This is a genomic window from Amycolatopsis dongchuanensis (assembly GCF_039542405.1).
In the GTDB taxonomy this organism is placed as follows: Bacteria; Actinomycetota; Actinomycetes; order Mycobacteriales; family Pseudonocardiaceae; genus Amycolatopsis_E; species Amycolatopsis_E sacchari.
This window is the reverse complement of the sequence record NZ_BAABIB010000108.1, coordinates 1-13,505: the sequence shown is the minus strand read 5'-3', so window position 1 is coordinate 13,505 and position 13,505 is coordinate 1. Positions and strand designations below refer to the sequence as shown.

The 13,505-nt window shown below is 73.6% G+C and carries 13 protein-coding genes; 6 read left to right on the top strand and 7 right to left on the bottom strand.

Annotated features, from left to right (window positions below):
* Positions 1 to 163: 163 nt before the first annotated feature.
* Complete coding sequence (locus ABFX51_RS28000) at positions 164 to 1,582, top strand: AAA-type ATPase lid domain-containing protein (RefSeq protein WP_346055433.1); 1,419 nt, start codon at positions 164 to 166, stop codon at positions 1,580 to 1,582.
* Here the strand turns inward: ABFX51_RS28000 and ABFX51_RS27995 are convergent, their stop codons facing one another.
* Complete coding sequence (locus ABFX51_RS27995; protein WP_346055432.1) at positions 1,583 to 1,888, bottom strand: STAS domain-containing protein; 306 nt, start codon at positions 1,886 to 1,888, stop codon at positions 1,583 to 1,585.
* Positions 1,889 to 5,968 carry a SpoIIE family protein phosphatase gene (locus ABFX51_RS27990; protein WP_346055431.1) on the bottom strand — a complete coding sequence of 1,360 codons (4,080 nt, stop codon included), beginning with the start codon at positions 5,966 to 5,968 and terminating at the stop codon, positions 1,889 to 1,891. It lies immediately after the preceding gene.
* A 147-nt stretch (positions 5,969 to 6,115) separates the two neighbouring features.
* Between ABFX51_RS27990 and ABFX51_RS27985 the strand changes: the two genes are divergently transcribed.
* Genes ABFX51_RS27985 through ABFX51_RS27975 form a run of 3 tightly spaced genes read left to right on the top strand, consistent with a single transcriptional unit; the run spans position 6,116 to position 8,088 of the window.
* Complete coding sequence (locus ABFX51_RS27985; RefSeq protein WP_091505712.1) at positions 6,116 to 6,397, top strand: isoamylase early set domain-containing protein; 282 nt, start codon at positions 6,116 to 6,118, stop codon at positions 6,395 to 6,397.
* A gap of 54 nt (positions 6,398 to 6,451) precedes the next feature.
* The gene (locus ABFX51_RS27980; protein WP_346055430.1) at positions 6,452 to 7,474 is read left to right on the top strand and encodes an esterase-like activity of phytase family protein; all 1,023 of its coding nucleotides are present in this window, start codon (positions 6,452 to 6,454) and stop codon (positions 7,472 to 7,474) included.
* 38 nt (positions 7,475 to 7,512) lie between these two features.
* Complete coding sequence (locus tag ABFX51_RS27975; protein WP_346055429.1) at positions 7,513 to 8,088, top strand: DUF2231 domain-containing protein; 576 nt, start codon at positions 7,513 to 7,515, stop codon at positions 8,086 to 8,088.
* Positions 8,089 to 8,172: 84 nt separating this feature from the next.
* Here ABFX51_RS27975 and ABFX51_RS27970 read toward each other — a convergent pair whose 3' ends face one another.
* The 3 genes from ABFX51_RS27970 to ABFX51_RS27960 all read right to left on the bottom strand — a co-directional run bounded on the left by ABFX51_RS27970 (position 8,173) and on the right by ABFX51_RS27960 (position 10,324).
* Positions 8,173 to 8,619: a DUF4383 domain-containing protein gene (locus ABFX51_RS27970; protein ID WP_091505707.1), complete on the bottom strand. Its 447-nt coding sequence runs from the start codon at positions 8,617 to 8,619 to the stop codon at positions 8,173 to 8,175.
* An 86-nt stretch (positions 8,620 to 8,705) separates the two neighbouring features.
* Positions 8,706 to 9,308, bottom strand: a complete 603-nt coding sequence (locus ABFX51_RS27965) for a class I SAM-dependent methyltransferase (RefSeq protein WP_346055428.1) — start codon at positions 9,306 to 9,308, stop codon at positions 8,706 to 8,708.
* A 5-nt stretch (positions 9,309 to 9,313) separates the two neighbouring features.
* A complete protein-coding gene (locus tag ABFX51_RS27960) occupies positions 9,314 to 10,324 on the bottom strand; it encodes an NAD(P)/FAD-dependent oxidoreductase (protein ID WP_346055427.1) in 1,011 nt (336 codons plus the stop codon).
* Between the two features lie 106 nt (positions 10,325 to 10,430).
* Between ABFX51_RS27960 and ABFX51_RS27955 the strand changes: the two genes are divergently transcribed.
* Complete coding sequence (locus ABFX51_RS27955; RefSeq protein ID WP_143249841.1) at positions 10,431 to 10,685, top strand: PASTA domain-containing protein; 255 nt, start codon at positions 10,431 to 10,433, stop codon at positions 10,683 to 10,685.
* Between the two features lie 22 nt (positions 10,686 to 10,707).
* On the top strand, positions 10,708 to 11,643 hold the full coding sequence (locus ABFX51_RS27950; protein WP_346055426.1) for an LLM class flavin-dependent oxidoreductase: 936 nt from the start codon (positions 10,708 to 10,710) through the stop codon (positions 11,641 to 11,643).
* Position 11,644: 1 nt separating this feature from the next.
* On the opposite strand, the gene ABFX51_RS27945 is transcribed toward ABFX51_RS27950, so the two are convergent.
* Both ABFX51_RS27945 and ABFX51_RS27940 read right to left on the bottom strand, forming a co-directional pair.
* Positions 11,645 to 12,637: an asparaginase gene (locus tag ABFX51_RS27945; RefSeq protein WP_346055425.1), complete on the bottom strand. Its 993-nt coding sequence runs from the start codon at positions 12,635 to 12,637 to the stop codon at positions 11,645 to 11,647.
* Positions 12,638 to 12,645: 8 nt separating this feature from the next.
* A complete protein-coding gene (locus ABFX51_RS27940) occupies positions 12,646 to 13,359 on the bottom strand; it encodes a FadR/GntR family transcriptional regulator (RefSeq protein WP_346055423.1) in 714 nt (237 codons plus the stop codon).
* Positions 13,360 to 13,505 lie beyond the last annotated feature (146 nt).

The window sequence follows — 13,505 nt, the reverse complement described above, 5'->3', positions numbered from 1 at the left end:
GCGTGACTGCTGTGGCACGTTCGACGGCGACGCTAGGCACCGGCCGCGGCGAGCGGGGGCGGGCGGCGTCTCAATTTGAGACAAGTGGGTGACCGGGGCCACGGCTCCCGCCGGGTACCGTGGCGGAGCAGGCCGCAGCGACGCGAGCTTGGAGGTGCGGGAAGTGGCTCACGAACGCCCCGTGGCGGTTCCGGCGAGGCTGCGCGCGTCCTGGCAGCGCAGCGAGCGTTACGGCGTCCCGCCCGACGAGGTGCAGCCCGTGTTCACCGGCACGGTCGACGAGGGCTCGCTGTTCTACGAGTGCGGCAGCGAGGTGCTGCGCGGCCTGCACGCGACGCTCGCCAACGAGCCGGTGAGCCTCATGCTCACCGACAGCGAGGGCTTCGTGCTCAGCCGGTTGTGCGGCGACAGCACGATCCTGCGCTCACTGGACCGCGTGCACCTCGCGCCGGGGTTCTCCTACGCCGAGCGCAACGCGGGCACCAACGGCCTCGGGCTCGCCCTCGCCGACCGCGCGCCGTCCCTCGTCAGCGCCGAGCAGCACTACTGCTCCGGGCTGTGGGGTTACACGTGTGCCGCGGCTCCCGTGCTCGACCCGGCGACGGGCGCGTTGCTGGGCAGCGTCAACCTGACCACGTGGTCGCAGTCGTCGAAGGAGCTGCTGCTCGCGGTGGCGCAGGCCGCGGCGGGCAACACCGCGGCGCTGATGATGGCGCGGGGTTCCGGCCACGCCGCCCGGCCCGCCCCGCGTGGCGAGGTGTTCCGCGTCTACAGCGACCGGCTGCCCGAGCCGCGGCTGTCCGGGGCGTGGCAGGACGCGCTCGCCGAGGCGGAGGGCGCGATCGCGCGGGGCAGGGTCGTGGTGGTGAGCGGGGAACCGGGCGTGGGCAAGACGGTGCTCGCCTCGGCGGCCCGGCGCGCGGTGCGGCCGCGGGAGCGGGTGCTCAACGCGCGCCCGCCCGCGCCGCAGGACGCTGACGCGTGGCTGGCGCTGTGGACGCCCGAACTCGGCAAGCCCGACACGTGCGTGATCATCTCCGGGGTCGACGCACTGCCGGTGTCCGCGGCGGAGGAGCTGGCGGCCGCGCTGTCCGCGGTGCCCGCGGCGGTGCCGGCGCCGTTCACGCTGACCGCCGAGGACCCGGCAGCGATTCCGGACGTGCTGGGCGAACTCGCCGACACCGTCGTCGAAGTGCCCGCGCTGCGGTACCGGCCGGACGACGTGGAGCCGCTGGCGCGGTCCTTCGCCGGGCGGTCGCGGTTCACCCCGGCGGCGATGCGGGCCTTGCAGGCGTACCAGTGGCCGGGGAACGTGCGGCAGCTGCGGGACGTCGTGCGGCAGGCGGCGACCCGCGCGGACGTGATCGACACGCGCCACCTCGCGCCGGAGGTGTTCACCGGCGGCACGCGGCGGCTGACGCGGATGGAGGCCGTCGAGCGCGACGAGATCGTGCGCTGCCTGACCCAGCCGGGCGCGAGCGTCGCCAAGGCGGCGTCACTGCTGGGCATGAGCCGCGCGACGATCTACCGCAAGATCGCCCACTACGACATCAAGGTCCCCGGCCGGAGCAGGCACGGCTGATCAGTCCACAATGGTCACCGTGGCGACCTCGGTCAGCCCCGACACGCGCAGCACCCTGGACAGCAGCGAGGGCGCGACGATCCGCACGTCGTGGTCCTCGGTGCAGGCGAACAACGTCGACAGCGCCGAGCTGTCCAGGTAGTCGATCCGGGTCAGGTCCACCGTGACCGGACCGGTCCCCCGCACGGCCGCGGCGAGCGCGGCGCGGAACTCCTCCGCGTTGGTCAGGTCGATCTCCCCGGTGAGGGTGAGCACGCGGCCGCCGTCGGGGGCTTCGCTCAGCGAAGTCGTGAAAGCGGTGGGCATTTACCTGGTCCTCCACTGCAGGGTCACGGTCGTGCCGTCCTCGGAAGTGTCGACGGTGACCGCGCTGGCCAGCGCCCGCATCAGGTCGAGGCCCCGGCCGCGCAGCACGTGGTTGTCCGGCGGCGGGATCCGCCACCGGCCGCTGTCGGTGACGACGACGGTCAGCAGGCCGTCGTCCACCTTCGCGCTGAGCCCGACCTCGCGGGCCGAGTCCGGGTAGGCGTGCTCGACCGAGTTCGTGCACGCCTCGCCCACGGCCACGACCACGTCCTGCACCAGGTGCGGGTCCAGCCCGCTGCGGGCGCACCACTCCCGCAAGGCGGCACGCATCAGCGCGAGGCTTTCCGGCTCGGCGGGGAAGGTCTGCGCGTAGTCCGACACGGGCCTGCGGTACAGCAGCAGCGCGACGTCGTCGTCGTAGCCGCATTCCGGCCGCAGTTCGCTCATCAGCCGCGACGCCAGGTCTTCGAGCTCAGCGGAGCGCCCCGCTTTCGCGATCTCCCCGGCCCGGTCGATGCCCTCGTCGAGCGACTGGCGGCGGCGCTCGACGAGACCGTCGGTGTACAGCAGCACCGCGCCCGGCGGCACGACGGCCGTCGCCTCGCGCCGCGGCCGCCCGATGCCGACCGCGAGCGGCACCCCGCCCGCCTCCTCCAGGCACCGCACGGCACCCGTCGCGTCGACGAGGATGCCGGGCAGGTGCCCGGCGCTGCTGTAGGTGAGCGTGCCGGCCTCCGGGTCGAGCACCCCGCAGAACACCGTCGTGCAGGACGCGCCGGGCAGCTGGTCGGCGAACCGGTCGAGCGCGGTGAGCGTGTGGCGCGGCCCGCCGTCCTCCAGCAGCAGGGCCCGGCACGCGCTGCGCAGCTGCCCCATGACCGCGGCCGCGGGCAGGCCCCGGCCCACGCAGTCGCCGACGACGATGCCGGTGCGCCCGTCGGGCAGCGGCACGACGTCGTACCAGTCGCCGCCCACCTCCAGCGGCGGCGTGGCGGGCTCGTAGCGCACGGCGTACCCGGCGGGCAGCTTCGCCGGGCCCAGCACCGAGCGCTGCAACGCGAGCGCGACCGCCCGCTGCTGGTCGGAGCCGTACGCGCGGCGCAGTGCCTGCGCGAGCGTGCCGCACAGCAGCGCGAACAAGGTCTCGTCCTGCTCACCCAGCGGCCGCGCCGGGTCGGGTTCCAGCCAGATCGCCAGCTGCCCGTCGGGGTGGTCCACCGTGGTGCCCACGCCGGGGGCCGTCTTCGGGCCGGTGGCGTGCCCGGGGTGCAGCGGAGGCAGCGCACGCAGGTCCTCGACCGTCTTGCGCAGTGGCCCCGGCAGGTCGTCCCACGACGCGGCACCGTCCTCTGTGGACACCGCAGAGGGCGCGGCGCCGGTGCGCCAGGTCACCGCCAGCACCCGCCGCGCACCCCACTGCGCGCGGAGGAACTCCAGCGCCTGCTGCACGACCTCGGGTTCGGCCGCCGCGCCCGCCAGGCGCTGGCTCAGCGCCGAGAGAGCGCTTTCCCGCTGCACGGCGTACCGCTCGGCCGTCACGTCGCGGACGGTGCCCACCACGCGGCGGCGGGACTGCTCGTCGTGGACCGCGTTGTAGTTCACCGCGGTCCACACGCGGTGCCCGTCGCGGTGCCGCAGCGGCAGCACGGCGCTGCCCGAGGGCTCGGCGAGCATCCGCTCCAGTGTGCCGCGCACTTCGGCGTGCCCGCCGGGGTCCTGCTCCGCGTCGGGCCACCACGGCTGCTCGACGGGGTAGGGCACGCCTTCGGGCCCGTAGCCGAGCAGTTCGCCGAACGCCGCGTTCACCTCGACGACCGTGCCCTCCTCGTCGGCGACGAAGAACCCCTCCTGCAAGGAGTCGATCAACGCGGAGCGCCAGCGCGCGTGCTGCCCGCGCACCCGCGCCAGCTCCACAGTGGACCGGACGCGCGCGAGCAGCTCACGGGCGGAGAACGGCTTGACCAGGTAGTCGTCGGCGCCGGCGGCGAGCCCCTCGATCGCGGCCTCCTGCCCGGCACGCGCGGACAGCAGCAGCACCGGCACCCCCGCCGTGCGCGGGTCGGCACGCAGCGCCGCGAGCAGCCCCAGCCCGTCGATCCCCGGCATCATCACGTCGCTGACGAGCAGGTCCGGCGGATCGGCGCGGACCGCGGCGAGCGCGGCCGCGCCGTCGCCCACGGCCCGCACCCGGTAGTGCGGCCGCAGCAGGCGGACCAGGTACTCGCGCATGTCGGCGTTGTCGTCCGCGATGAGGACCCGCGCGTGCCTGCTGTCCTGCCCGGCGGGCTCGTCCGGGGGCTCACGGTCTCCCGAGGTCTCGCCGGGCAGCCAGCGCAGCGCCTCCTGGACGAACGCCTCCGCCGACTGCGGGGAGAGCTCGGTCTGGGGCGTGGTCACCACCTGGTTGCCCGGCAGGTGCGCCGAGCCCGGCCGCAGCCGGATGGTGAACGTCGTGCCCACCCCGGGTTCGCTCTCGGCGGTGATCGTGCCGCCGTGCAGGTGGACCAGTTCCCGCACGAGCGCCAGCCCGATGCCGCTGCCCTCGTTGGAACGCGCCCGCGCGGTGGGGATCCGGTGGAACCGCTCGAACAGCCGGGGCAGCTCGTTCGCCGCGATGCCGACGCCGGTGTCCGAGACCGTCACCACGGCCTCGCCCGCCTCCTCGCGCACCGCCACCCGGATCGCGCCGTCGAAGGTGTACTTCACGGCGTTGGACAGCAGGTTGAGGACGACCTTCTCCCACATGGCGCGGTCGGCGTACACGGGCGAGGACAGCGGGCGGCAGTCGACCTCGAACTCCAGGCCCGCCTTCTCCACCGCCGCCCGGAACAGGCTCGCCAGCTCGGCGGTCTCGCGCGCCAGGTCGACCGGCTCGTACCGGGCCTGCATCCGGCCCGCCTCGATGCGGGAGAAGTCGAGCAGGTTGTTCACGAGCCTGCCCAGCCGCAGCCCGTTGCGGTGCAGCACCTCGACCTCCTCGCGGAGGCCCTCGTCGGTCAGCCGCTCACGCAGCTCGTTCGCCGGGCCGAGGATGAGGGTCAGCGGGGTGCGGAACTCGTGGCTGACGTTGGCGAAGAAGCGCGTCTTGGCTTCGTCGAGCGCGGCCAGCTCCTCGGCCCGACGCTGCTGCTCCTGGTAGGCCACCGCCGAGTTGACCATCGCGGCGGTCTGCTGCGCGACGAGGCCGAGGAAGGTGCGGTAGGACTCGTCGAGCCGGCGCCGGGCGCTCGCCGCGAGCACCATGACGCCCACCGTGCCGGCGCCGGTCTCCCCCGGCAGCGGCAGCACCACCGCCTCGGCGGGCGGCCGCGCCCAGCCGCCGGACGGCAGCTCGCCGAAGCGGGCGGCGACGTCGGTGACGACGCGTGCCTCCCCGTCCTCGAGCACTTCCGCCAGCGGCCAGCCTTCCGGTGGCCGCACCGGCGCCGGGCTCACCGCCGCCCGCTCCAGCCGCTCGTCCGGGCCGCGCAGGTGGATCTCGGCGAACGGCACGTCCTCGGTGGCGCCGGACAGCACGTCGGCGACCTGCGCGCACGCCTCCGGCACGGTCCTGGCGCCGCCCGCCCGCGCCGCCAGGTCCCGCAGCGTGCCGAGGCGCCGTTCGCCGATCACCCGCCCGGTGGTCTCGCTGACCGCGGTGAACACACCCCGCACCGTGCCGTCGTCGTCGTGCAGCGGGCTGTAGGAGTAGGTGAAATACGCCTCCTCCAGGTAGCCGTGCCGGTTCATCGGCAGCAGGAGGTCCTCGGACCAGGTGGCCTCACCCGTGTCGAGCACGCCGCGCAGCATCGGGCCGATGATGTGCCAGATCTCGTGCCACACCCGCTCACCGGGCTGGTCCAGCGCCGGGTGCTTCGCGCCGAGCAGCGCCGCGTAGGCGTCGTTGTAGAACACCCGCAGCTCCTCGCCCCACCACAGGACCATGGGGAACCGCGAGGTGAGGCAGATGCGCACGGCCGTGCGCAGGCTCGTGGGCCAGCGCGCGGGAGGTCCCAGCGGCGAGGACTCCCAGGCGTGGTCCCGCATCCTGGCCGCCATCCTGCTGTCCCCCGGGAAAAGCGCGCCGAGGCCACCGCTCATCGCCACTCCTTTCGGGGTTGTGACCCTACCCGTTCTCCCTGCTTCCCACGCGCACGGAAACGAACCCCGGTTCGGGTGAGAGGCTGTCGCGGCGGGCGCGGAGGCATTAGGGTGTGCGCTCCGCGTCGTGCTGCCGGGAAGGACCACATGATCACGCTGAAGAGGCTGCCGTTCGGCAAGGTCCGGGTGACCTTCTCGCTGGAGAAGGACCAGCCGCCGGGGACGACGAGCGTCGTGGGCTGCTTCAACGACTGGCGGCCGGGCAGCCACGTCCTGCGCCGCCGGTCCAACGGGCGCAAGTCCGCCTCGGTGACGTTGCCGGAGGGCAGTGTCGTGTCGTTCCGCTACCTGTCCGAGGGTGGCCGGTGGACCGACGACCCGGCGGTGCCCGATCGGGACCACGACGGCAACAACCGGCTCTCGGTCTGAATCCGTCGGCTCGCGTTCGGCCCGTGTTCGCCGGGGGCCGCTAGATTCCGCGGCATGGCTTCCCGTACCGCTGTGTCACTGGCCGTCGGCGCGCTGCTGGCGTGCGGCCTCGCCGCGCCGCAGGCCGCCGCCGCCACGCCGGCGCACTCCTGCTCGCGCTGGGTGGACATCGACTCGTTCTCCGACGCACTCGACAAGACGACCTTCGACGGCACGTTCGTCGGCAACCTGTCCGCGCTCGCGGTCGACCGCGACGGCGACCTCGCCGCGTTGTCCGACCGGTCCGCGCTGTTCACGCTCGACCGCCGGACGCGGCAGCCGGAGAGCGTCGTACCGCTCGCCGACGAGAACGGGCAGCCGCTGGACTCCGAGGGCCTGGCCGTCGACCGTGACGGCACCCGTCTGGTCACGTCCGAGACCGAGCCGTCGGTGCGCCGGTACGCCCCCGACGGCAGGCTGCTGGGCCGCCTCCCGGTGCCGGACGCGCTGCGCGTGGCCCCGGCCGGGCGTGCCACCTCGAACGCGACGTTCGAAGGGCTGACACTGCAGCCCGGCGGCCGGACGCTGGTGGCGTCGATGGAGCAGCCGCTGTCCGGCGACCAGGCCGACCTGGTGCGCTTCCAGACGTGGCAGCGCACGCGGGGCGAGTTCGCGCTGGCCGCCCAGTACGCCTACCGCGTCGATGTCGGCCTGGGCGTCGCCGAGGTGACCGCCACCGGCGACGGGCGGCTGCTCGTGCTGGAGCGCGGCTTCACCAGCGGTGTCGGCAACACCATCCGCCTCTACCTCGCCGACCCGCGGGGCGCGACCGATGTCAGCGGCGTGGACGAACTGTCCGGTCAGGACGTGCGGCTGGTGCGCAAGACCCCGCTGGCCGACCTGGAGGACTGCCCGTCACTCGGCGCGACCGCCAAGCAGCCGCAGCTCAACCCGCTGCTGGACAACATCGAGGGCATGGCCGTCCTCGGCACCGCGCCCGGCGGGCGGCTGCGGGTGCTGCTGGTGAGCGACGACAACCAGAACGCCGCCCAGATCACCCGGCTGTACTCGCTGACGGTGGCGCTGCCGCACCGCTGAGGGGATTCGCCACGCGGGCGGGCGGGTACTTCGAGGCGATGAACCTGCATCGACTGCTCAGTGCCGCCGAGCGGGCCCGCGTGGTGGACCGGCCCGCCGGCGCCGTCGCCAAGGGGCTCCGCAAGCTGCTGCGCAACTCCCGGGTCGACGGCGCGCTGCGGGGCTCGTGGCTCGGTCACCCCGTGCACCCGCTACTCGTGACGCTGCCCATCGGCGCGTGGGTCAGCGCCGCCGTGTTCGACTTCGGGTTCGGCCAGCCGCAGACGGCGCGGCGGCTGCAGGCGCTCGGGCTCGCGGCCACCCCGCCGACCGTCCTGCTGGGACTGGCCGACTACTCGGGGCTCGACACCACGCAGCGGCGGACCGGCGCGCTGCACGCGCTCGGCAACGCCGTGGGCGCGGCCTGCTACCTCGCCGCGTGGCGGTCGGAGGACCGCACCGTGAACCGGGTCTGGAGCCTCGCGGGCCTGCTCGCCGTGTCGGCGGGCGGCGCGCTCGGCGGGCACCTGTCCTACAGCCAGGGCGCCGGGGTGCGGCGCTGGGAGTCTGTGCCGTTCCAGCGGCGCCCCCCGGTGGGCGACCCCGCGGCGGCGGGCTGGGAGCCCGCCCGGTAGCGACGGCCCGTTGCGTAGTCCGAAGTGGACGGACCGCTGAACGCGGTCGCGCCCGCTCCGGCCGGAGCGGGCGCTTGTGCCACGTCAGGCCCGGGTGGCCGCCCGTCGTGGGGACAGCAGCAGGCCGAGCAGGATCATCCCGACGGCCAGGCCGAGGTGCAGCCAGTTGTCGGCGGTGTTGACCGGCACGAAGTTCGCGGCGCTGTCGTGGTCGATCACCAGGCCGTAGATCCACAGGACCAGGTAGATCACCCCGCCGACGACGAGGTAGTTCCTGGCGCCGCCGGGTGTGCGGGCCAGCGCGAGGCCCGCGATCCCGAACAGCAGGTGCACGATGTTGTGCAGGACCGACACGGCGAACACGCCGAGCAGCATCGCCATCGAGTGGTGGCTCGCGAACGTCATCGTGTCGTAGTTCGTGGTCACGCCGGGGATGAACCCCAGGATGCCCACGAGCAGGAACACCACGCCCACCACGGCCGCGGCGACCTGCGAGGGGGCCCGGGTACGGGCGTTGACTGACGAGGTCATCGAAATCCTCCTGGGGAGTCCGGGCGGTGAAGTGACCGCAGGCTTCCCGGTCGTCGCCCGGATACTCCCGCAAGGGGTGATTTTCCTCAGTCCGCCCGCCGTGCCCGGAGCACGGCGTCGCCCACCGTCACCTCCTCCCCACCCGGATCGGTGGTGGTGCGGGGTCTCGTCTCGGCGACCTGGATCTCCCAGCCGTCGCCGAGCCGGGCCGCGACCGACTCGGGCGAGAAGTACCTGTCCACGACGTCGGGGTGGTGCCGGGCGATGTGCTCGTGGTCGTGCCCCACCACGAGCAGCGTCCCGCCGGGCGCCACCGCCGCGGCGAGCCGGGTGAGCGCCCGCTCCAGCGCGTCCCCCGGCAGGTGCAGGTAATGGGTGGTGACCAGGTCGTACCGCGACGGCGGGGTCCACGTGGTCAGGTCGGCGTGCACCCACTCGACGTCGAGGCCCTCGACCTTCGCCTGGGTGGCGGCGCGTTCGAGCGCGACGGGCGCGATGTCGGCGCCCGTGACCCGCCAGCCGTGCCGCGCGAGCCACAGCGCGTCCCCGCCTTCGCCGCAGCCCGCGTCCAGCGCCGTGCCGGGCGGCAGCCCGGCCGCCTCGGCGACGAGCTGCGGGTTGGGGCGGCCGCTCCAGATCGTGTCGGCGGAGCGGTACCACTCGTCCCAGGAGTGCTGGTCGTCGTGCACCGCCGTCACATCCCGTGCCGTCGGTCGCCGAGGACGAGCTCGGAGACCTGCCGTTCGACCGCCGCGGCCGCGCGCTGCTCCACCGCGCGGGTGGTGTCCTCCACCATCAGGTCGTTGTTGATCGCCGCTCCCGCGCCGAGGCCGGCTCCGGCCGCCACGATCACCTGTGCCCCGAGGTTGGTGACGTTGCCCGCGACCCACACGCCCGGCACGGCGGTCTTCCCGGTCGGGTCCGCGGGGACGTAGGTGCCCATGACCTGGCCGAAGACCGACTGCTCCGCGGTTTCCAGGCCCAGCGACACGAGCAGCTCGGAGCGGGCCGTCATGTGCGTGCCGACGACGACCGCCTGCCGCGGCACGACCTCACCGGTCGCCAGCCGGACGCCGGTCAGGCGGTCATCGCTGGTCTCGACCGCGGCGACCTCGCCCTCGACCACGCGGATGTCGCGGGCGGCCAGCTGCTCGCGGGCTTCGTCACCGAAGTCCGCCGCGGTGTGCCGGAACAGCACCAGGTCCCGGGTCCACTGCCGCCACAGCAACGCCTGGTGCACCGCAGCCGGCCCGGACGCGATGACGCCGACCGCCTGGTCCCGGACTTCCCAGCCGTGGCAGTACGGGCAGTGCAGCACGTCGTCGCCGAACCGCTCGGCGACGCCGGGGATCGCGGGCAGTTCGTCGACGAGCCCCGTCGTGATCAGCAGACGGCGTGCCACCACCGCCTGCCCGGTGTCGAGCGTGACGCGGAAGTGGTTGTGCGACAACGCTTCCGCCGCGGTCACCTTCGCGTCGGCGAACTCGCCGCCGTACCCGGCGACCTCCTCCCGGCCGATGGTGAGCAGTTCGCGGGGCGGGGTGCCCTCGCGGCCGAGGTAGTTGTGGATGTGCCCGGCGGGGGCGTTGCGCGGTTCGCCCGAATCCACCACGAGCACCGAGCGCCGCGCCCTGGTGAGCGCCAGCGCCCCGGCCAGCCCGGCCGCTCCCCCGCCGATGACCACCACGTCGTACTTGTCTTCCATGCCTGTCACTCCCTTCCACCGCGCACTATCCGGAGGCGGGAGGACCTTGACAAATATCTTTGCCGGTTTCGCAAAATGCCTGGCGCGCCCTGCTAGCGTCGGGGTGATGGCACGGGGCAGGGCGAAGGCCGAGCAGGCTCGTGGGGGCGGACTGGTGGAGGTGCCCGGTCTGCTGGGCCTGCACGTCGCCAAGGCCTTCGCTGCCGGGCTGCGCGCGGGGCTGGTGGTGAAGGTCATCGAGCCGGAGCCGGAGGACCGTCCCGTGCTGAGGCAGCGGCCCGCCCCCGGCACGTTCGTCGAACGGGGCAGCGAGGTCGTCGCGTGGACCACCGGTCCCGGCGACGGGCTCGTGCCCGCGTGAACTACCACTCCAGGAGGACTTCGTGACCCGTCTCGGCATTCGCATCCCGCGGGAGGCCCCGCCCGCCCGGCTCGTCGACCTGGCGCAGCGGGCGGAGCGGGCCGGGCTCGACGAGGTGTGGGTCGTCGAGGACTGCTTCTACGCCGGGGCGATCGCCACCGCCGCCACGGTCCTCGCGGCGACCGAGTCCATCGCCGTCGGCATCGGCGTGCTGCCCACCGTCGCCCGCAACCCGGCGATCGCGGCGATGGAGCTGGCCGCACTCGCCGAGCTGCACCCCGGGCGGCTGCTCCCCGGCTTCGGGCACGGCGTTCCCGCGTGGATGAAGCAGATCGGCGCGTACCCGTCGTCCCCGCTGGCCGCGCTCGACGAGACCCTCACCGCCGTGCGGCGCCTGCTGGCGGGCGAGCGGGTCTCGATGGACGGCAGGCACGTGCACCTCGACGACGTGCGGCTGGAGTTCCCGCCCGCGGTCGCGCCGCCGTTGCTGGTGGGGGTCCGCGGCCCGAAATCCCTTGCGGTGGGCGGGAAACGCGCCGACGGCACGATCCTCGCGGAGCCCGCGACGCCGGAGTACGTGCGCGCCACGCGCGAGATCGTCGGCGAGGAGCACACCATCGTCACCTACAACTGGTTCGCCCTCGACGAGGACGCCGACCGCGCCAGGGCACGCGTCCGCAAGGACCTCGTCGCGGCGCTCACGCCCAGCACCGAACCGCACCTGCGCCCGCTGCCGTTCGGCGGGGAACTCCTCGACCTCATGCGCGCGGGCCGGACGGACGAACTGCGTGACGAGTGGTTCGACCGGCTCACGATCAGCGGCCCGCTCGAACGCTGCGCCGCCGCCGTCGACGCCCTGCACGAGACGGGCAGCGAGTCCGTCGTGCTGCTACCGGTTCTGGACGAGCCCTTCGAGGACGCGATCACCGCGGCAGGCGAGCTGGTCCGCAGGAGGTGAGTCAGGCCTCTGCCGCACGCACGAGTCCCACCGGCCGTCCCCCGCCGAGCACAGGGCTGGTGGCCAGCCCGTCGAGCGATCGCGCGCCGAAACCCAGTTCTCGCAACACGCGGACGGTGACCGGCATCCGCGCCCGGTCGCCCCCGTCGGCGATCTTGACGGCCACGCCGCGCCCGTCGGGCAGCCCCACGACCTGGACGGCTTCGGCTCCGTCCTTGGCCAGCAGCCCGGGCACGGCACGCATGAGGACGGTGACGTCGCGCCGGTCGCCCGCGACCATCCCGGGGTGCGCCCGCATCGCAGCGGCGACGGTGCCCTCGGGGGTGTCCGCGGCCGCCGCGGCCAAGCGCCCGTACGCGCGGGCCATCGCGGTGAGCGAGTAGGCGAAGAGCGGGGTGCCGCATCCGTCCGTGCTCACCGCGAACGGCTCTTCTCCCACGAGTTCGGTGAGGGTGTCCTCGACGAGCCGCTGGAGCGGGTGCGCGGGATCGAGGTAACCGGCCACCGGCCAGCCGTTGACGACGCAGGTGGCGGCCATGGCGGCGTGTTTGCCCGAGCAGTTCTGCGCGAGCCGGGTCGGCGGGTGGCCCGAGCTGAGCCACCGCTCTCGTTCGGCCGCACCGTAGGGCAGGTCCGGGGTGTTCTCCAACGCCGACTCGTCCAGTCCGTACCTGGCGAGGATCCGGGCGGCGCCGTCCTGGTGCTCCGCGGCACCCGAATGGCTCGACGCGCTGAGCGCGAGGAGGTCGGCCGGCAGGGACAGCCCGGCGCGGGCCATCGCCACCGCCTGCAACGGTTTCAGCGACGAACGCGGGTACACGGGCGCTTCCGGGTCGCCGATGGCCAGAGAGGGCGTGCCGTCCGGGGAGGTCGCGACCGCCGAGCCGTAGTGGACGCATTCGACCAATCCACCGCGTGTCGTCTCGGCGACGGGCACGTGGCGCGGCGTACGCAGCCGTCCGGAGGACGCCGAGGTGGTGCTGGGAGAGGCCATCGAAGGCGTTACTTCCTCTTGAGGATCGTGTCGAGCGCGGCATCGACGGCGGACAGGTGGTCTGCCATGGCGGCAGTGGCGTCGCGGGCGTCCCCGCGTTGGATCGCTTCGAGTATCCGGCGGTGTTCCTCGTCCGAGCGGCGTTGCCGGTCCGGCACCACGCTCAGCGCTCCGGACTGGCGGGCCAGCGCGTCCCTCATCTCGACGACGATGCTCTCGAAAACCTTGTTGCCGCTGGCACGAGCGATCGCCACGTGGAAATCCGCGTCGTGCAGGACCCAGGTTTCCGTACCGGTTTCCGCCGTCATCGCGGTGACGAGCGCCCCGAGCTGCCGGAGGTCGTCCGCTGAGCGGCGTTGCGCGGCCAGGCCGGCGGCGGGGATTTCGACGTGAGGCCGCGCTTCCACGAGGTCGCGCAGCGAGTACTTCCCGAACCGGAGCCCGCCGGCGACCGACGATGCGACCACGAACGTTCCCCTGCCGGTTTTCGTTTCGGTGAGGCCGAGTGCGGCACACGCCCGGAGCGCCTCGCGGACGACCGGACGGCTCACGCCGTACTGGGCGGCGAGCGTCGCCTCGGACTGCAGCTTGTCCCCGACCGCGTAGGCCCCGCTCTCGATGTCCTGCCTGATCGCGTTGACCACCGCTTCGGCGACCGGCAGCCGGGCGATGGGAGTGGCCTGAACCGTGGCGGACGGGCCCGAACGGCCTGGTGGTGCCATGAAATCCCCTGCCCGCGAGGTGTAAGGCTGCTTGGCTGCCTTACAGGTTAGCGCAGACCCTTGCGGCCGTGGTCGATGACAGGCTCCACCTAGGGCGTGTCTGACAATGATTTCGGTTGTTGGCTGGGATGCTTCCGGGTGTGTCG

Bases quoted from the DNA above. Each gene is read 5' to 3' on its own strand.
- ABFX51_RS27995 (WP_346055432.1), bottom strand. From the start codon at position 1,888: ATGCCCACCGCTTTCACGACTTCGCTGAGCGAAGCCCCCGACGGCGGC.
- ABFX51_RS27990 (WP_346055431.1), bottom strand. From the start codon at position 5,968: ATGAGCGGTGGCCTCGGCGCGCTTTTCCCGGGGGACAGCAGGATGGCG.
- ABFX51_RS27985 (WP_091505712.1), top strand. From the start codon at position 6,116: ATGATCACGCTGAAGAGGCTGCCGTTCGGCAAGGTCCGGGTGACCTTC.
- ABFX51_RS27980 (WP_346055430.1), top strand. From the start codon at position 6,452: ATGGCTTCCCGTACCGCTGTGTCACTGGCCGTCGGCGCGCTGCTGGCG.
- ABFX51_RS27975 (WP_346055429.1), top strand. From the start codon at position 7,513: ATGAACCTGCATCGACTGCTCAGTGCCGCCGAGCGGGCCCGCGTGGTG.
- ABFX51_RS27970 (WP_091505707.1), bottom strand. From the start codon at position 8,619: ATGACCTCGTCAGTCAACGCCCGTACCCGGGCCCCCTCGCAGGTCGCC.
- ABFX51_RS27960 (WP_346055427.1), bottom strand. From the start codon at position 10,324: ATGGAAGACAAGTACGACGTGGTGGTCATCGGCGGGGGAGCGGCCGGG.
- ABFX51_RS27955 (WP_143249841.1), top strand. From the start codon at position 10,431: ATGGCACGGGGCAGGGCGAAGGCCGAGCAGGCTCGTGGGGGCGGACTG.
- ABFX51_RS27945 (WP_346055425.1), bottom strand. From the start codon at position 12,637: ATGGCCTCTCCCAGCACCACCTCGGCGTCCTCCGGACGGCTGCGTACG.
- ABFX51_RS27940 (WP_346055423.1), bottom strand. From the start codon at position 13,359: ATGGCACCACCAGGCCGTTCGGGCCCGTCCGCCACGGTTCAGGCCACT.